Annotated in this window: 16 protein-coding genes; 5 read left to right on the top strand and 11 right to left on the bottom strand. The window is 74.1% G+C overall.

Annotated elements, in window-relative coordinates; all coding sequences use genetic code 11:
- The 3 genes from NWP09_RS06655 to NWP09_RS06645 all read left to right on the top strand — a co-directional run.
- Positions 1-748 (top strand): hypothetical protein (locus NWP09_RS06655; protein ID WP_258274749.1); only part of this gene is annotated, 748 nt, incomplete at its 5' end.
- 101 nt (positions 749-849) lie between these two features.
- Complete coding sequence (locus NWP09_RS06650) at positions 850-2,919, top strand: TPM domain-containing protein (protein ID WP_258274748.1); 2,070 nt, start codon at positions 850-852, stop codon at positions 2,917-2,919.
- Between the two features lie 121 nt (positions 2,920-3,040).
- Positions 3,041-3,865 (top strand): PspA/IM30 family protein, encoded by an 825-nt coding sequence (locus NWP09_RS06645; protein ID WP_258274747.1) that lies wholly within the window; start codon positions 3,041-3,043, stop codon positions 3,863-3,865.
- An 83-nt stretch (positions 3,866-3,948) separates the two neighbouring features.
- On the opposite strand, the gene NWP09_RS06640 is transcribed toward NWP09_RS06645, so the two are convergent.
- Both NWP09_RS06640 and NWP09_RS06635 read right to left on the bottom strand, forming a co-directional pair.
- Positions 3,949-4,494, bottom strand: a complete 546-nt coding sequence (locus tag NWP09_RS06640) for a hypothetical protein (protein WP_258274746.1) — start codon at positions 4,492-4,494, stop codon at positions 3,949-3,951.
- A gap of 158 nt (positions 4,495-4,652) precedes the next feature.
- Positions 4,653-5,864 (bottom strand): glycosyltransferase, encoded by a 1,212-nt coding sequence (locus NWP09_RS06635; protein ID WP_258274745.1) that lies wholly within the window; start codon positions 5,862-5,864, stop codon positions 4,653-4,655.
- Positions 5,865-5,959: 95 nt separating this feature from the next.
- On the opposite strand from NWP09_RS06635, the gene NWP09_RS06630 reads away from it, so the two are divergent.
- Positions 5,960-6,469, top strand: coding sequence for a hypothetical protein (locus NWP09_RS06630; protein ID WP_258274744.1), 510 nt, complete (start codon positions 5,960-5,962; stop codon positions 6,467-6,469).
- A gap of 132 nt (positions 6,470-6,601) precedes the next feature.
- Here NWP09_RS06630 and NWP09_RS06625 read toward each other — a convergent pair whose 3' ends face one another.
- From NWP09_RS06625 to NWP09_RS06585, 9 genes are all read right to left on the bottom strand, one after another.
- On the bottom strand, positions 6,602-8,035 hold the full coding sequence (locus tag NWP09_RS06625; protein ID WP_258274743.1) for an amidase: 1,434 nt from the start codon (positions 8,033-8,035) through the stop codon (positions 6,602-6,604).
- Positions 8,032-8,433 (bottom strand): hypothetical protein, encoded by a 402-nt coding sequence (locus tag NWP09_RS06620; RefSeq protein WP_258274742.1) that lies wholly within the window; start codon positions 8,431-8,433, stop codon positions 8,032-8,034. The genes NWP09_RS06625 and NWP09_RS06620 overlap by 4 nt, the downstream gene beginning before the upstream one ends.
- Positions 8,434-8,524: 91 nt before the next feature.
- Positions 8,525-8,917: a hypothetical protein gene (locus NWP09_RS06615; RefSeq protein ID WP_258274741.1), complete on the bottom strand. Its 393-nt coding sequence runs from the start codon at positions 8,915-8,917 to the stop codon at positions 8,525-8,527.
- A 102-nt stretch (positions 8,918-9,019) separates the two neighbouring features.
- Positions 9,020-9,745, bottom strand: coding sequence for a uracil-DNA glycosylase (locus NWP09_RS06610; protein ID WP_258274740.1), 726 nt, complete (start codon positions 9,743-9,745; stop codon positions 9,020-9,022).
- Positions 9,742-10,458, bottom strand: coding sequence for a Type 1 glutamine amidotransferase-like domain-containing protein (locus NWP09_RS06605; RefSeq protein WP_258274739.1), 717 nt, complete (start codon positions 10,456-10,458; stop codon positions 9,742-9,744). The genes NWP09_RS06610 and NWP09_RS06605 overlap by 4 nt, the downstream gene beginning before the upstream one ends.
- A gap of 86 nt (positions 10,459-10,544) precedes the next feature.
- On the bottom strand, positions 10,545-11,858 hold the full coding sequence (locus tag NWP09_RS06600) for an aspartate aminotransferase family protein (protein ID WP_258274738.1): 1,314 nt from the start codon (positions 11,856-11,858) through the stop codon (positions 10,545-10,547).
- A gap of 48 nt (positions 11,859-11,906) precedes the next feature.
- A complete protein-coding gene (locus NWP09_RS06595) occupies positions 11,907-12,923 on the bottom strand; it encodes a TIGR03842 family LLM class F420-dependent oxidoreductase (protein WP_258274737.1) in 1,017 nt (338 codons plus the stop codon).
- Positions 12,924-12,927: 4 nt separating this feature from the next.
- Entirely contained in the window at positions 12,928-14,364 is a 1,437-nt protein-coding gene (gene hydA / locus NWP09_RS06590; RefSeq protein WP_258274736.1) for a dihydropyrimidinase, read from the bottom strand.
- Positions 14,365-14,373: 9 nt separating this feature from the next.
- Positions 14,374-15,222: a nitrilase-related carbon-nitrogen hydrolase gene (locus NWP09_RS06585; protein ID WP_258274735.1), complete on the bottom strand. Its 849-nt coding sequence runs from the start codon at positions 15,220-15,222 to the stop codon at positions 14,374-14,376.
- 209 nt (positions 15,223-15,431) lie between these two features.
- On the opposite strand from NWP09_RS06585, the gene NWP09_RS06580 reads away from it, so the two are divergent.
- Entirely contained in the window at positions 15,432-16,382 is a 951-nt protein-coding gene (locus NWP09_RS06580; RefSeq protein ID WP_258274734.1) for an ABC transporter substrate-binding protein, read from the top strand.
- The last annotated feature ends 117 nt before the right edge of the window (positions 16,383-16,499 follow it).

Below are 16,499 nucleotides of genomic sequence, written 5' to 3'. Positions count from 1 at the left end.
CGCCCGAGCAGCGGGCGCGGGAGGACCGGTCGTGAGCGGCGAGGACGAGCTGCGGCGCAGGCTGCAGGAGATCCCGGGCCCGCGCGCCGGGCTCGACGCGGATGCGGTGGTCGAGCGAGCGCGGAGGCGCCGGCGGCCGAAGGTCGCGGCAGTCACCGCGGCGGCGACGGGCGCGGGCGTGCTCATCGTCGCGCCCTTCGTGCTGCCGGGCCTCTCGCCGCTGTCGCCGTCGAGCTCGGTGCTGTCGGACCGGGGCGCCGGGCAGGAGCAGGCGCCGGCGGCCGAGCAGGACTCGAGCGGCGATGCCGGCGCGGCGGGCGCGGCCCCCGCGGCGGACGCGTGCGCGATCGAGGACGCGGAGACCGCACTCGGCGTCGACATCGCGTTCGGCGACGACCCCGGCGACGGCGTCGCCGACGTCGCCTTCACCTTCCTCGAGGACGCCTCGCTGCGGGTCGACGGGATCGGCGTCGCGTTCGTCGAGCGCGGCACGGGCAGGATCGTCGAGGCGCCCGACCCGGCGGACCCTGTCGTCGACGCGCTGCGCGGCTCGGCCCGCGTGGGAGCGGTCGCGGGCGGCGGGGGCGGCGCCGAGGGCTCCGTCGTGCTCGGCGTGCGGCTCGTGGTCGCCGACTCGGTCGCGTGCAGCGAGGGCAGCGAGCACGCCGCGCCCGCGCCCGTCGTGTGGCTCACCGATTCGAGCGGCGCCCAGCGAGTCGTCGTCGGCGACCCGTTCGGCGTTCGCTGACAGCGGCCTGCACCGGGGGCCATCCCCCAGGCGAGCGGCAATCTCCGCTGGTTAGACTCGCGCCAGGTCGGCACCCGATCCGCCGACGACAGGGAGCGCAGATGCAGGTCCGGTTCGTTCGCCCGTTCGCCGCCGCCGCCCTCGCGGGCGCGGGGATGCTCGGGCTGTCCGCCGGATCGCTCGCGACCGAGGACCCGGTCGACATCGGCGGCGACCCCTTCGTCGACACCACGGGCGACTACGCCGGGGACGACGCCGAGGTGACGAGCCACCTCGAGGAGGAGAACGCATCCTCGCCCGCCGACGTCTACGTCGTCGTCGTCGACTCGTACGACGGGATCGACCGCGGCGACTGGTCGGTGCAGGCCGCCGAGGCGTCGGGCCTCGGGCAGGACGACCTGCTCATCTCGATCGCGATGGACGACCAGCAGTGGGGCTACGCCTACCCGCAGGGCTACCCGCTCACGGAGGCGGAGGTGAACCAGGTCGCGCAGTCGACGCTGCTGCCGGCCCTCAACAACGGCGACATCGCCGGCGCCGCGATGGGCTTCGGCACGGCGGTCGCCGAGTTCGACGCGTCCGGCGGCACGGGCGGCACCGAGGTGAACGTCGGGGCGGATGCGGTGTGGCCCGTCGTGCTGCTCGTCGGCGGCGCGGCGGTGGTCGGCGGCGGCGCGTGGGCGCTCTCGCGCGGCATGCGCTCGCGGCGCAAGAAGCAGGGCGAGATCGCGCAGCAGAAGCAGCAGCAGCTGAGCCTCGAGGAGCTGAAGCAGCGCGCCGACATCGCGCTCGTGCAGCTCGACGACACCGTGCAGCAGAGCGAGCAGGAGCTCGCGTTCGCGGGCGCGCAGTTCGGCGAGGATGCCGTGCGCCCGTACCGCGAGGCGCTCGAGAAGGCGAAGGGCGGGCTGCGCGAGGCCTTCGCGCTGCAGCAGCGGCTCGACGACGCGTTCCCCGACACCGACCAGGAGCGGCACGAGTGGTCGAGCCGGATCCTGCAGATCGCCGAGGGCGCCGGCTCCGAGCTCGCGAGCCACGCGTCGTCGTTCGAGCAGCTGCGCGACCTCGAGCGCAACGCGCCGCAGGTGCTCGAGACGGTCGCGCAGTCGCGGCAGGCCCTCGACGGCCGCATCGCGAACGCGCGCGCGATCCTCGACCGGCTCGACGACGTGCACGCGGGCTCCTCGATCGAGCCGGTGCGCGAGAACATCGCGGGCGCCGAGCGGCAGCTGCCGAACATCGACGAGTCGATCGCCGCCGGCCGCGACGCGGTCGGGCGCGGCGACGGCGCGGCTGCCGCGCTCGCGGTGCACGCGGCCGAGGCCGCGCTCGCGCAGGCGTCGGGCCTGCTCGCCGCCGTCGAGCGCGCCGAGCACGACCTCGGCAACTCCGCGCAGCAGCTCGTCGGCCTCGTGCAGGACTCGATCGGCGACATCGCGGCCGCGAAGACGCTCCGCAGCACCGAGCGCGTCGACCTGGCCCCGCTCATCCGCCACGTCGAGGAGCAGGTCGCGCTCGCGCAGCGTCGCCCCACCGACACGCTCGCGGTGCTCGCGAACCTGCAGCGCGCGAACCAGCGCCTCGACGAGGCGACCGCGCAGCTGCGCGAGGGCGGCATGCAGCTCGAGCGGCAGCGCGCGGGCCTCGACCGCTGGATCGGCTCGGCGCGCGCCAACATCGATCGCGCGGAGGACTACATCCGCACGCGCCGCATCGGCGTCGGCGTGCACGCGCGGCAGCTGCTCGCGACCGCGCAGCAGGAGCTCGCGCAGGCGCTGCGGCTCGCGCAGCACGACCCCGAGACCGCGATCCAGTACGCGCAGGCCGCGTCGCAGCACGCCGAGCAGGCGATGCAGGATGCGTCGCACGACATCGGCGGCTGGGGCGGCCGACCGCAGAACCCGTACTACCGGGGCGGTGGGCGCGGGCAGGACATGCTCACGGGCGGCCTGCTCGGCTACATCCTCGGCGACATGCTGAGCGGCGGCGGGCACGGCCACGGCGGCGGCTTCGGCGGCTTCGCGGGCGGCTCCGACGGCGGCGGGGGCGGCGGCGGGCTCGGCGACCTCTTCTCCGGCGGCGGGGGCGGCTTCGGCGGCGGGGGCGGAGGCGGCTTCTTCGGCGGCGGCTTCGGCGACTTCGGCGGCGGGGGCGGGGGCTTCGGCGACTGACCCGGGAGCGGCCCGGACCTGCCCACCGGCTCGGCCCGACGCATCCACTCACCACTTGCACGGCACGACCAGACGACAATCGACCAAGGGCCGCCCCGGCGGCAATGCAGGAAGGAACCCCATGTCCAAGCAGTCCATCCTCGGCCGCATCGCGCAGCTCGCGAAGGCCAACATCAACGCGCTCCTCGACCAGGCCGAGGACCCGCAGAAGATGCTCGACCAGATGGTGCGCGACTACACGAACTCGATCGCCGAGGCCGAGGCCGCCATCGCCCAGACGATCGGCAACCTGCGCCTGCAGGAGCAGGACTACCAGGAGGACGTGCGCGCCGCCGAGGACTGGGGCCGCAAGGCGCTCGCCGCCTCGCAGCGCGCCGACCAGCTGCGCGCCGAGGGCAAGCCCGACGCCGACAAGTTCGACAACCTCGCGAAGGTCGCGCTCGGCAAGCAGCTGCAGTCGGAGCAGGAGGCGCGCGCCGCCGAGCCGTCGATCCAGTCGCAGAACGAGGTCGTCGACAAGCTCAAGACCGGCCTCGACACGATGAAGCAGAAGCTCGACCAGCTGAAGTCGAAGCGCTCCGAGCTCATCGCGCGCGCGAAGGTCGCCGAGGCGCAGTCGCAGGTGCACGACGCCGTGAAGTCGATCGACATCCTTGACCCCACGAGCGAGATCGGCCGCTTCGAGGACAAGATCCGCCGCGAGGAGGCCAAGGTCCTCGGTCAGCAGGAGCTCGCGGCCTCGACGCTCGACGCGCAGTTCGAGGCCCTCGAGGACGTCGGCCGGCAGACCGAGATCGAGGCGCGCCTCGCCGCGCTCAAGCACGGCGGCTCGGGCCAGCAGGGCCAGCTCGGCGCGGGCGGCAACGCGGCGCTCGGCGGCTCGCAGGCCGGTTCGCGGGGCGCGGGCGACGAGGACCACGTCGAGGCGGAGGTCGTCGACCGCTGACCCGCGGTGACGAGCGGAGGGGGCGGGCCGTCGGCTCGCCCCCTCCGTCGTGCGCGGCGCGGATGCGCCGGCGCCGGTGCGGGTCAGAGGCCCCAGTAGTCGAGGGTCGCCTCGCAGTAGTCGTCGTTCGTGCCCGTCGACCCGAAGATGAGCTCCTCGCTGAGGATCTCGCCGGACTCCGCGTCGACCAGCAGCAGCAGCCGGATCTGGCCGTCGTTCTTCGCCAGGACCCCGCCGTCCTCGCCGACGAGCCTCGAGCCGCCGGTCAGGAGCACCGTGATGGTGAGCGTGCCGTCGCCGTTGTCGACGATCTTGTGATCGCGCGCGAGGCTGTTGGGCTGGGTGTCGGTGACGGTCATGCCGTCGTACGTGAAGGTCTGGACCTGGCGCGCGTGCTCCTGGAACCAGAGGATCTCGCTGTCGCCTCGGGTGCGGATGACGCCGGACACCTCGACGTCGTAGGTGTACGCGGCTTCGATCCCGGCGCCGCAGAAGTCCTCGACGATGCCGCTGTCGGATTCGGTGAACGAGTAGCGCTCGACGACTTGAGCGCTGGCTGGAGCGGCGCCGGCCGCGACGAGGGCGCCGACGAGGAGCGCGGTGCAAGCCGCGCTGGTCTTGCTGAGCATGGACGTGCCTTCCGGTCAGAGTGGTGCGGAGGAACAGCGCCCACCTCGTGACCCGCGCAGTCCAGCCCCACAGCGACCGGCTGCGCCGACGACCCCTGTCCGAGGCCGAGCGTACCGGCGGGGACGGGAGCGTGGAACCCGCGGATCTGCGGGCGCTCCTACAGCTCGCGGGCCCGCGCCGCCGCGCCGTAGACCGTCTCGAGCTCGAGCGCGACGTCGGCCCAGTCGCGGCGCGTGGCCGCACGGCGCGCCGCGAGGCCGAGCTCGAGCGCGAGCTCGGTGTCCTCGAGGATCGCGTCCACCGCATCCGCCCACTCGGCCGGGTCACGGCTGTCGATCAGCACGCCCGTCTCGCCGTCGATGACCGACTCGACGAGCCCGCCGACGCGCGACGCGACGACCGGCGTGCCGCACGCGGCGGCCTCGAGCGGCACGAGGCCGAACGACTCCGAGCGGCTCGGCACGACGACGACGTCGGCGGCGTCGAGCAGCTGCGCGAGCGCGTCGCGCTCGACGCTGCCGATGTGCCGCACGCGGCCCTCGACGCCGAGCTCGCGCGCGATGTCGTGGAGCGACTCGAGGTAGCGCTCGTCGCCCGGCACCGCGTCGCCCGCGATGACGAGCACGGCGTCGTCGAGGTGCTCGAGCATGCGCACCGCGAGGTCCTGCCCCTTGAGCGGCTGCACGCGGCCGACGCACACGACGAGCCCCTCGTCGGGCAGCACGCCGAGCCGGCGGCGCACCTCGTGGCGCGAGGCGACGGGCTTCGGCAGGAACCGCTGCGCGTCGACGGCCGGGGGCACGAGCCACACCCGTTCGGGGCTCGCCCCGACGCCGTCGCACAGCACGTCGATCTCGGCGCGCGAGACGGCGGCGATCGCGTCGACCTGGTCGGCGAGGTAGCGCTCCGTGAGCCGGCGCCGCTCAGGCTCGGGCGGCTCGCCGTCGCCCTTCCGCCGGTTCTTCTCCTCGGCGAGCGTGTGGAAGGTCTGCACGATCGGGATGCCGAGCGAGAGCGAGACGGGCAGCGCGGCGAGGCCCGAGAGCCAGTAGTGCGCGTGGATGACGTCGTACGGCACGCTCGCGGCGCGCGCCGCACGCTCCAGCTGCTCGCCGAACGCGTCGGTCAGGATGGACAGCTCGTGCTTGCGCATCGCGCCGCCGCCGGTGTCGAGCGCCCGCAGGGTCACGCCGGGCTCGAGCGTCGTCGCGTGCGGCGCGCCCGACGACCTCGTGAACAGGTCGATCTCGTGGCCGCGGTTCGCGAGCGCGCGGGCGCTCTCGAGCACCACGACGTTCATGCCGCCGGCGTCGCCCTTGCCCGGTCGATCGGCGGGCGACGTGTGCATCGACACCATCGCGATCCTCACCGGGCGCTCCTCACTCCGGCAGCGCCCGCGAGCGAGCGGTGCGGCGCGGATCGGGCGTCATGGTGCCAGCGTATCCGCGCGCTATCGTCGGCCGCATGGCAGATCCGCGACGCAGGCGCGTGGCCGTGCTCTCGGGGGCGATCGCGGCCCTCGGCCACGGTGTCGGCGCTCTCGGCCGCGCCATCGCCGATCCGGCGTTCCGGGCGCTGACCGCGCCGCCGGTGGCAGCCGTCGGGCATCGGTTCGCGACCGCAGCGGCGCGCTCGTGGGGGCGCCTGCTCGGCGGCGAGGAGCGCCAGGTGGGCGAGCTCACGGTGATCTCGGGGCTTCCGCGGTGGGCGTTCGGGCGCGGCGGCACCACGGTCGGCGCGACGTTCTTGACGCGCGATGCGACCAGCCCAGAGATCCTCGAGCACGAGGACGTGCACCGCCGGCAGTGGCAGCGCTACGGCCTGTGGTTCATCCCGATGTACTTCGCCGCCGGCCGCGAGGGCGTCACGAACAGGTACGAGATCGAGGCCGACCTCGTGAAGGGCGGCTACCTGCCGAAGCGCAGCGTCGCCCCGCGCCCGCGTGGTCGCAGCGCGCCGCCGAGCCAGCAGTAGCGCGGCCCGTCATCGCGGCCGCCGCAGCAGCCCCGCCGAGCTCGCGCGCAGATCTCAACCGGCTCAGTGGTCCGCCGACGCGATAGTCGCGTCCGCCTACCACCAGCCCGGTTGAGAATCCGGGGGGCGCGGCTAGGGAGCGAGGCGGTCGAGGATGCGGCGCTCCCAGGGGATGCGGCGCTCGAGCTGGCGGCCGATCGCGAGCAGCGTGGCCTCCTCCCCCGGGCGGCCGATGAGCTGCACGCCCATCGGGAGCGCGTCTGCCGTGCGGTGGACGGGCAGCGCGATCGCCGGCAGTCCCGCCACGTTGACGAACGACGTGTGCGGCGTGTGCAGCACCTGGTGGCGGAAGTCGGCCTCGCCGTCGTCGACCGGGTACCAGTCGAGCGGGCGCGGCGTGAGCGCGGTCGCGGGCGTGAGCACCGCGTCCCACGGCGCGAACGCGGCGATCACGCGGCGCTCGAAGTCGGTCGCCCACAGCTGCGCGCGAGCGAGCCCGCCGGCGGTCAGCCGGTCGCTCGAGTCGATGATCCAGCGCGCGAGCGGCTCGAGCCGGTGCCGCTCCTCGACCGGGATCGGGATGGTCGCGGCACCGCCCCGCCACAGGTCGGTGAACGCCTCGGGGTAGCCCGTCGCATCCGGCAGCCGCACCTCGCCGACCTCGTGGCCGAGCGCCTCGAGCAGCGCGACCGTCTCGTCGACGGCGGCCGTCGCCTCGGGGGCGATGCGGATGTCGTCGGTCGAGTCCCACGGGGTGCCGCCGGTCATGAGCGCGATGCGGTAGCGGCCCTCGCCGCGGATCGCCGCGGCGAGCAGCGAGCCGTCGTCGTGCTCCGGCGGCCGGAGCGCGAGCTCGTACGGCGACCGCCCGTTCACGCGGCCGATGAGCGCGTCGGTGAGCAGCGCGACGTCGATCACCGAGCGCGCGATCGCGCCGGCCGTCACGAGCCCGCCGACGGTGCCGGTGCCGCCCTGCGCGGGGATGCGGCCGCGCGTGGGCTTGAGCCCCACGAGCCCGCACGTCGCAGCCGGGATGCGGATCGAGCCGCCGCCGTCGGAGCCGGGCGCGAACGGCAGCAGGCCCTGCGCGACCGCGGCGGCGGCACCGCCCGAGGAGCCGCCCGCATGCAGGTCGGGCCGGCCCGGCAGGGTCGTCGTGCCGTGCAGCGCCGAGCGGGTGTAGCCGGCGAAGCCGAGCTCCGGCGCCGCGGTGCGGCCCAGCACGACGCCGCCCGCCGCGTCGAGCACGCGCGGCACCGGGTGGGTCTCGTCGGCGATCGCTCCCTCGCGCCAGCGGCTCCCAAGGTCGGCGGGCTGGCCGGCGCGGAGCGAGAGTGCCTTGTCGGCGAACGGCAGGCCGTGGATGAGCCCGGTGCGGTCGTCGGCGTCGTCCACCTCGCGCGCGCGGGCGAGGGCGAGCTCGGCGTCGACGTGCACGAACGCGTTCGCCTCGTCGAGGCGCTCGATGCGGTCGAGGAAGTGGCGCGCGACCTCGACGGCGCTCAGCTGCCGCGCGTGGAGCAGCCGCCACAGCTCGAGCGCGCCGAGCTCGTGGATGGCCGTCACCCGAAGTACCGGTTCGCCCGCCGCTGCAGCCGCTTGCGCTCCGTGCGCTCGCGCATCTGCTCCCGCGTCGCGTAGTTCGTGAGCTCGCGGAACGGGTCGCGGCCGACGAAGGGCGGCGGCTCCTCGAGGATCGCCGAGATCGCCCGCTCGAGCTCCCAGTACTCGCCGATGCGGGTGCCCTGCCCCGGGTTCATGTGGCGCAGCCGCGCCTCGAAGCGCAGCTCGCCCTTCACCTCGATCTGGGTGATGAAGCCCCGCGTGGCGCCCGAGACGGTCACCATCCAGAAGCCGGGGCCGAGGTCGGTCACGGTCGCGTGCTCGTCGCTCGCCGCAGCAGCGGCGGCTGCCGCCGCGTCGGCGCGCTGCCGGGCGTCGCGCCATGCCTCGAAGTCGGTCACGGCTCCATCGTGGCACCGCGCGCCGACACCCGTGACGAGCGTGTCGCGGAGCGCCCGCGCGGCTCCCCTGCTCCGCCCCGTTCGCGTCCGGTCAGCGGCGCGGCCGCGGCCAGATCGCGATCGCGACCGCGACGGCTGCGACGAGCGCGCCGGTGAGCGCCGTGACGGGCACCATGGCCGGGTTGACCTGCGCGAGCCAGAACAGCAGCGCGACGACGAGGGCCGAGCCGACGACGACCGCGGAGCCCGCGATCCAGGGGCTGAAGTGGCGACGCACGCCGTGCCTCGCGAGCAGCACCGCCGCGACCATCGGCAGCCCGATCATGAGCCCGTAGACGACCCCGATCGCCGAGCCCTGCAGCTCCGGCGTGATGGCGGCGACGATGCCGAGCCCGACGACGAGGCTCAGGCCGAGCGCGAGCAGGGTCGCGGGCAGCGCGCCGATCGCGAAGCCGATGCGAGCGCGGTGCTGCAGGCCGGTCATGACGACTCCTCCCCGACGGATGGGGCTCCGCCGATGGGCTCAGCATCGCCGACCGCCCGCAGATTCGGGATCGCTGTTACAGAACGCTCCCCGAGGGTTCGCTCAAGCGCTGGGGTCGAGCGGGAGCGCGTCGGCGTCGGGCACGCGCCAGTCGATCGGCCGGGCGCCCTGCGCGGCGAGCGCCGCGTTCGCGCGCGAGAAGGGCCGCGAGCCGAAGAACCCCCGCCGCGCGCTGAGCGGCGAGGGGTGCGCCGACGCGATCGTCGGCACGCCGTCGAGCAGGGGCGCGAGGGCCTGCGCCTTCGCGCCCCACAGGATCGCGACGAGCGGCACGGCGCCGCCGTCGGCGCTCCTGCGGGCGACGAGCGCCCGGATGGCCTCCTCGGTGACCTGCTCCCATCCCCAGCCGCGATGCGAGTCCGTCACGCCCGCCTGCACCGTGAGCACCCGGTTGAGCAGCAGCACGCCCTGGTCGGCCCACGTCGACAGGTCGCCGTGCGACGCGGGCGGGATGCCGAGGTCGTCGTGCAGCTCGCGGTAGATGTTCGCGAGCGAGCGCGGCAGCGGCCGCACGTGCCGCTCGACGGCGAACGCGAGCCCGATCGAGTGCCCGGGCGTCGGGTACGGGTCCTGCCCCACGACGAGCACGCGCACGTCGTGGAGCGGTCGCCGGAACGCGCGCAGCACCGCGTCGCCCGCCGGCAGGTACGGGCGCCCCTCAGCGACCTCGGCGCGCAACCGCTCGCCCAGGCCCGCGACGACGTGCTCGACGGGGGCGAGCGCATCCGCCCACCCCGGGTCGACGAGCTCCGCGAGCGGTCCGGTCATGCGGCGAGGACGGCGACGCGCACCTGGTCGCTGCCGGCGTCGCGCTCGGCGGCCCACACGCTGCCGTCGCCCGCGACGACGAGGCCGGCGGCGCCTGCGACGAGCGAGGTGTTCTCGTCGATCGCGACGACGCGCTCGGCGAGCCCGGCGTGCACGATCGCGACGGCGCGCGAGAGGTTGCCGTACTGCGCCGCGTGCACGTCGACGACGAGGTCGACGAGGCCGAGGCCCGCGTCGAGCGTGACGTCGTCGAGCCCCTCGCTGCTCGCCTGCGGGCACACGGGCACCCCGCCGATGCGCCAGCCGCCGAGCAGCGCGACGTCGCCCGCGATCATCGCGCCCGCCGAGTAGCCCGCGTAGGGCACCCCCGAGGCGACGAGGCCGCGGATCGTGTCGGCCGCCGGCATGACGGCCGCGTGGTAGCCGGGGGTGAGCCCGCCGCCGATGAAGATGCCGTCGGCGCTGCCGAGGTCGGTCGGCTGCAGCGCGCGGTCGGGCCCGAGCTGCACGATGCGCACCTCGCCCGCGCCGAGCTTCGTGAGGTCGTCGCGGTAGTCGCCGTGCCAGCGCGCGCCCTCGTCGGCGTCCTCCGCCCACAGCACGCACGCGATGACCGGGGCGCCCTCGGCGCGCTCGCGTGCCTCGGCGACGAAGCGGCCCGTCCAGCGCGACTCGTCGTCGGCCCAGCCGCCGCCCAGCAGGTGGATGCTCATGCGCCCATCCTCCCGCACTTCTCGACGTCGCCGGTGGTCAGGCGCGGCAGCATGCTCCGCGCCCTGCCACCGGCGACGTCGAGAGGTCAGCTCAGGGTGGCGAAGGCGTCGTCGAGGATCTCGAGGCCGCGGCGCGCGTCGTCGTCGCCCATCACGAGCGGCGGCACGACGTGGATGCGGTTGTCGGCCGTGAACGGCACGTAGCCGCGCTCGAGCAGCGCGCTCTTCAGGCCGGCGACGACGGATGCGTCGACCGGCTCGCGCGTGCCGCGGTCGGCCACGAGGTCGAGGGCCCAGAAGCAGCCGCGGCCGCGCGCCTCGCCGATGACCTCGTGCCGCGACGCGAGCTCGGCGAGGCCGGGACCGAGGATGTCGGCGCCGAGGTGCGCGGCGTGCTCGACGATGCCCTCCTCGGTCATCGCGTCGATCGTCGCGACGATCGAGGCGGCGGCGAGCGGGTGGCCAGCGTAGGTGAGGCCGCCGGGGATCGCGCGCTGCGTGAACGTGCCGAGGATCTCGTCGCTGATGATGACGCCGCCGACGGGCACGTAGCCCGAGTTGACGCCCTTCGCGAAGGTCACGAGGTCGGGGCGCACCCCGTCGTGCTGGTGCGCGAACCAGTGGCCCGTGCGGCCGAAGCCGGCCATGACCTCGTCGAGGATCAGCACGATGCCGTGCTGATCGGCGAGCTCGCGGAGGCCCTGCAGGTAGCCGGGCGGCGGCACGAGGATGCCCGCGGTGCCGGGCAGCGCCTCGACGAGGATCGCAGCGACCGTCGAGGGCCCCTCCGCCTCGATGACGCGCCGCATGTGCTGGAGCGCGCGCTCCGACTCCTGCTCCTCCGTCTCGGCCCAGAACTCCGAGCGGTACAGGAACGGCCCGAACACGTGCACGTGGCCCGTCGCGAACTCGTTGCCGAGGCGCCGCTGGTCGCCCGTCGCGTTCACCGCGGCGCCCGTGTTGCCGTGGTACGAGCGGTAGTGCGAGACGACCTTCGCGCGCCCCGTGTGGACGCGCGCCATCCGGATCGCGTTCTCCACCGCATCCGCCCCGCCGTTCGTGAAGAAGACGGCGGCCATGGCGTCGATCTTCGAGAGGATGCGCTCGGCCGCCTCGCCGCGGACGAGGTTCGTCGTCGCGGGCGCGACGGTCGCGAGCTGCGCAGCCTGCCGCTGGATCGCCTCGACGACCTTCGGGTGCGCGTGGCCGATGTTCGTGTTGACGAGCTGGCTCGAGAAGTCGAGGTACTCGCGGCCGTCGTAGTCCCACAGGCGCACGCCCTCGCCGCGCGCGACCGTGAACGGGTTCGTGGTGCCGTGCTTCGACCACGAGTGGAGGATGAGCGGGTCGAGCGAGCGGGCGCGCTCGCCGTCGGCGGGGTCGAACTCGTGCTCGGGCATGGTGGCTCCTCGGTCGCTCGGGGGACCTCCTCACCGTAGCGGGCGGGATCAGGAGCGGGCGCGGCGGTGCTCCTGGAGCGCGGGGATGATGCGCTCGCCGTACTGGCGCAGCGTCTCCTCCTTGTCGTCGTGCATGACGTAGGCGGCGAACTGGTCGACGCCGAGCTCGCGCAGGCGCGTGAGCTTCTCGATGTGGTCGTCGGCGGTGCCGAGCACGCAGAAGCGGTCGACGATCGCATCGGGCACGAAGTCGACGTGGTCGTTCTCGGCCCGCCCGTGCGTGTTGTAGTCGTAGCCCTCGCGCGCGGCGATGTAGTCGGCGAGGTCGTCGGGGATCGCGCCGTGCGGGCCGTGCTTCGCGACGATGTCGGCGACGTGGTTGCCGACCATGCCGCCGAACCAGCGCGACTGCTCGCGCTGGTGCGCGAGGTCGTCGCCGACGTAGGCGGGCCCGGCGACGCAGATGCGCACGGCCATCGGGTCGCGTCCCGCGTCGGACGCGGCGGTGCGCACCCGCTCGATCATCCACTTCGCGATGTCGGGGTCGGCGAGCTGCAGGATGAAGCCGTCGGCGACCTCGCCCGCGAGCCGCAGCGCGAGCGGGCCGTACGCGGCCACCCACACGTCGAGCTGCGACCCCTCCGACCACGGCAGGCGCAGCGTCACGCCGCCGTGCTCGACCGAGCGGCTCGAGCCGAGCTCGCGGATGACGTGCACCGCCTCGCGCAGCTCCGCGAGCGACGTCGGCCTCCCGCCCGAGACGCGCACCGCCGAGTCGCCGCGGCCGATGCCGCACACCGTGCGGTTGCCGTACATCTCGTTGAGGGTCGCGAGCGTCGAGGCGGTCACGCTCCAGTCGCGGGTCGCGGGATTCGTGACGAACGGGCCGACCTTCACGCGGCGGGTGGCCGCGAGCACGGCGGAGAGGATGACGTACGGCTCCTGCCACAGGATGTGGCTGTCGAAGGTCCACACGTGGCTGAAGCCGTGCACCTCGGCGAGCTGCGCGAGCTGCACGACGCGGCTCGCGGGCGGGTTGGTCTGGAAGACGGCGCCGATCTCCATGGCGTCAGAGGAGGTACTGGCTCAGGCCGCGCTTGACGAACGAGCCGTCGCCCGGGCGCCCGCGGTACTCGCCGCCGTCGACGATCACGCGCCCGCGGCTCATGACCGTGTCGACGTGCCCGTCGATCTCGAAGCCCTCCCACGCGGAGTGGTCCATGTTCATGTGGTGCGCCTTGCCCACGCCGATCGAGGTGCGCCCGGCCGGGTCGTAGACGACGATGTCGGCGTCGGCGCCCGGCTGGATGACGCCCTTCCGGCCGTAGAGCCCGAACATGCGCGCGGACGTGGTCGCGGTGATCTCGACCCACCGCTCGAGCGAGATCCGCCCATCCACCACCCCTTGGTACAGGAGGTCCATGCGGTGCTCGACGCCGCCGATGCCGTTCGGGATCTTCGAGAAGTCGCCGCGGCCGAGCTCCTTCTGATCCTTCATGCAGAACGGGCAGTGGTCGGTGGAGACCATCTGCAGGTCGTTCGTGCGCAGCGCCTGCCACAGCTCGTCCTGGTGGTGCTCCTGCTTCGAGCGCAGCGGCGTCGAGCACACCCACTTCGCGCCCTCGAAGCTGCCCCACTCCTCGCTCGACGCCCCGAGCTGCTCCTCGAGCGAGAGGTAGAGGTACTGCGGGCACGTCTCGCCGAACACGTTCTGGCCCCGGTCGCGGGCGGCGGCGAGCTGCGCGACCGCCTGCTTCGCGCTCACGTGCACGACGTAGAGCGGGGCGCCCGTGAGGTGCGCGAGCATGATCGCCCGGTGCGTGGCCTCCTCCTCCATCTGCCACGCGCGCGCAACGCCGTGGAAGTAGGGGTCCGTCTTCCCCTCGGCGAGGAGCTGGCGCACGAGCACGTCGATCGCGGGCCCGTTCTCGGCGTGCATCATCGTCATGAGCCCCGTGTCGGCGGCGACCTGCATGGCCTGCAGGATCTGCGCGTCGTCGGAGTAGAACACCCCCGGGTAGGCCATGAAGAGCTTGTAGCTCGAGACGCCCTCGTCGGCGAGGCCGCGGAGCGCCGCGAGCGACGCCTCGTTCACGTCGCCGACGATCTGGTGGAAGCCGTAGTCGATCGCGCACGTGCCCGCGGCCTTGTCGTGCCACGCGGCGAGCCCGTCCTCGACCCGCTGCCCGTGCGTCTGCACCGCGAAGTCGATGATCGTGGTCGTGCCGCCCCACGCGGCGGCGCGCGTGCCGGTCTCGAACGTGTCGCTCGCGGCGGTGCCGCCGAACGGCAGCTCCATGTGGGTGTGCGCGTCGATGCCGCCGGGGATCACGTACTTGCCGCCCGCGTCGATCACGCGGTCGACCGAGCGCGCGAGGTCGACGCCGAGCAGCGCGCTGCCGGGCTCGAGCACCGCGCGGATCGTCTCCCCGTCGACGAGCACGTCGGCGGCGGATGCGCCGGTGGCGCTCACGACGGTGCCGCCGGTGATGAGGGTGGTGGGCATGCTCGCTCCCTACGGCTTCGCGATCCGGGTGTAGGAGTCTGGCCGGCGGTCGCGGTAGAACTGCCAGTCGTCGCGCATCTGCTGCACGAGGTCGAGGTCGAGGTCGCGCACGAGCAGCTCCTCGTCGGTCGCCGAGCCCTTCGCGCCCACGAAGTCGCCCCGCGGGTCGATCACCTGGCTCGTGCCGTAGAAGTCGACGGCGAGCTCGCCGTACTCGTTGTCCTCGCGCCCGACGCGGTTGGGCTGCAGCACGAAGTAGCCGTTCGCGACCGCGGCGGCGGGGCCCTCGATCTCCCACAGCCGGTTCGAGAGCCCGGGCTTCGTCGCGTTCGGGTTGAACACCATGTGGGCGCCCGCGAGCCCGAGCTCGCGCCAGCCCTCGGGGAAGTGCCGGTCGTAGCAGATGTAGACGCCGAGCTTGCCGACGGCGGTGTCGAAGACGGGGTAGCCGAGGTTGCCGGGGCGGAAGTAGAACTTCTCCCAGAAGCGGTCGAGGTGCGGCAGGTGGTGCTTGCGGTAGGTGCCGAGGACCGTGCCGTCGGCGTCGACGACGACCGCGGAGTTGTAGTAGACCCCGGTCTGCTCCTCCTCGTAGATCGGCAGGATCGAGACCATGCCGAGCTCCTTCGCGAGCGCCGCGAAGCGCTGCACGACGGGCCCGTCGGCGGGCTCCGCGTAGCGGTAGTACTTCTGGTCCTGCGTGATGCCGAAGTAGGGGCCGTAGAAGAGCTCCTGGAAGCAGATCACCTCGGCGCCCTGCTCCGCCGCCTCGCGCGCGAACGCCTCGTGGCGGTCGAGCATCGACGCCTTGTCGCCCGTCCAGGTGGTCTGGGTGATCGCTGCGCGGACCCGGGTCATGGCTCTCCTCGGCTTCCTCGGCACCGTGGGACCGCATCCGCGACCCCGCGTCGACGCTGACGCCCGCCCGTGCGCGGACCCTGCGGCCCGCGCGTCGAGCGACGGTGCCCTGAGTCTGCTGGGCGGCGATACAGTGGTCAAGCGCCGGGCATCACCTCCGCGCGCGGACCCCAGCATTCCGTTCGCGCCAGCCTGCCTGAGGAGAGCCCGTGACCCGCCGCCCCACCGCCGCCATCGCCGCCATCGCCGTCGCCCTGCTGACCGGCTGCGCGCAGGCCTCGCCGCCCGCCGCGTCCCCGTCGGCGGAGCGCGCCGCAGCGATCGACGACTGCGGCGTCGCGGTGACGCCGATGGCGGCGCCTGCCGAGCGCATCGTCGCGGTGAAGTCGACCGCCGCGGAGCTCGTCGTCGCGCTCGGGCTGGGCGACGCGCTCGTGTCGACGGCGTTCCTCGACGGGCCGCTCGAGGGCAGCGACGCACCGACGATCGAGGGCATGCCGTCGCGCGAGGCGGTGCTCGCGCTCGAGCCGGACGCGGTCGTCGCGGGCTGGGAGTCGGCGTTCGCGCCGGAGGCGATCGGCGACCGCGGGCAGCTCGCGCAGCTGGGCGTCACGACGTGGGTCTCCCCCGCCGCGTGCTGGTCGACGGAGGTGCCGCCGCTCACGTGGGACGCGCTCTTCGACGAGCTCGAGACCGCAGGCAGCGTGCTCGGCGTCCCTGACGCGGGCGCGACGCTCGCGAGCGAGCAGCGCGCCGCGCTCGAGTCCGTCGAGCCGGTCGCGGGTGCCCCGCGCGCGCTCTGGTACTCCTCGGGCGAGGACGCGCCGTACGTCGGCGCGGGCTCGGGTGCCCCGCAGCTCGTGCTCGAGGCGGCAGGGCTCGAGAACGTGACCGCCGACGTCGACGAGACCTGGACGACGCTGTCGTGGGAGGCGGTCGCCGCGAGCGAGCCCGACGTCATCGTGCTCGTCGACGCCGCGTGGCACAGCGCCGAGTCGAAGATCGAGCGGCTGCGCGCCAATCCCGCGACGGCCGAGCTGGCGGCGGTGCGCGACGGCCGCTTCGTCGTCGTGCCGTTCCCGATGGCGGAGGCCGGGGTCGGCTCGGTCGAGGCCGCTCGCCTCGTCGCCGACGAGGTGAGGGGGATGGGGCTCGGATGACCCGCACCGACGGGGCGCGCACGACGGCGGCGGGCGCATCGACGGCTCCGCCGCGAGCGTCGGCGCCCATCGCCGCCCGGCAGCCGGTGCCGGTGGCCGGCGCGACCGCTCCTGCGC

This window comes from Agrococcus sp. HG114, from assembly GCF_024723325.1.
GTDB lineage: Bacteria > Actinomycetota > Actinomycetes > Actinomycetales > Microbacteriaceae > Agrococcus.
The sequence above is the reverse complement of the archived record's forward strand: the minus strand, read 5'-3'. Positions and strand labels throughout refer to the sequence as shown.

Bases quoted from the DNA above. Each gene is read 5' to 3' on its own strand.
- hydA (WP_258274736.1), bottom strand. From the start codon at position 14,364: ATGCCCACCACCCTCATCACCGGCGGCACCGTCGTGAGCGCCACCGGC.
- NWP09_RS06605 (WP_258274739.1), bottom strand. From the start codon at position 10,458: ATGAGCATCCACCTGCTGGGCGGCGGCTGGGCCGACGACGAGTCGCGC.
- NWP09_RS06595 (WP_258274737.1), bottom strand. From the start codon at position 12,923: ATGGAGATCGGCGCCGTCTTCCAGACCAACCCGCCCGCGAGCCGCGTC.
- NWP09_RS06650 (WP_258274748.1), top strand. From the start codon at position 850: ATGCAGGTCCGGTTCGTTCGCCCGTTCGCCGCCGCCGCCCTCGCGGGC.
- NWP09_RS06640 (WP_258274746.1), bottom strand. From the start codon at position 4,494: ATGCTCAGCAAGACCAGCGCGGCTTGCACCGCGCTCCTCGTCGGCGCC.
- NWP09_RS06645 (WP_258274747.1), top strand. From the start codon at position 3,041: ATGTCCAAGCAGTCCATCCTCGGCCGCATCGCGCAGCTCGCGAAGGCC.
- NWP09_RS06600 (WP_258274738.1), bottom strand. From the start codon at position 11,858: ATGCCCGAGCACGAGTTCGACCCCGCCGACGGCGAGCGCGCCCGCTCG.
- NWP09_RS06615 (WP_258274741.1), bottom strand. From the start codon at position 8,917: ATGACCGGCCTGCAGCACCGCGCTCGCATCGGCTTCGCGATCGGCGCG.
- NWP09_RS06630 (WP_258274744.1), top strand. From the start codon at position 5,960: ATGGCAGATCCGCGACGCAGGCGCGTGGCCGTGCTCTCGGGGGCGATC.
- NWP09_RS06610 (WP_258274740.1), bottom strand. From the start codon at position 9,745: ATGACCGGACCGCTCGCGGAGCTCGTCGACCCGGGGTGGGCGGATGCG.
- NWP09_RS06585 (WP_258274735.1), bottom strand. From the start codon at position 15,222: ATGACCCGGGTCCGCGCAGCGATCACCCAGACCACCTGGACGGGCGAC.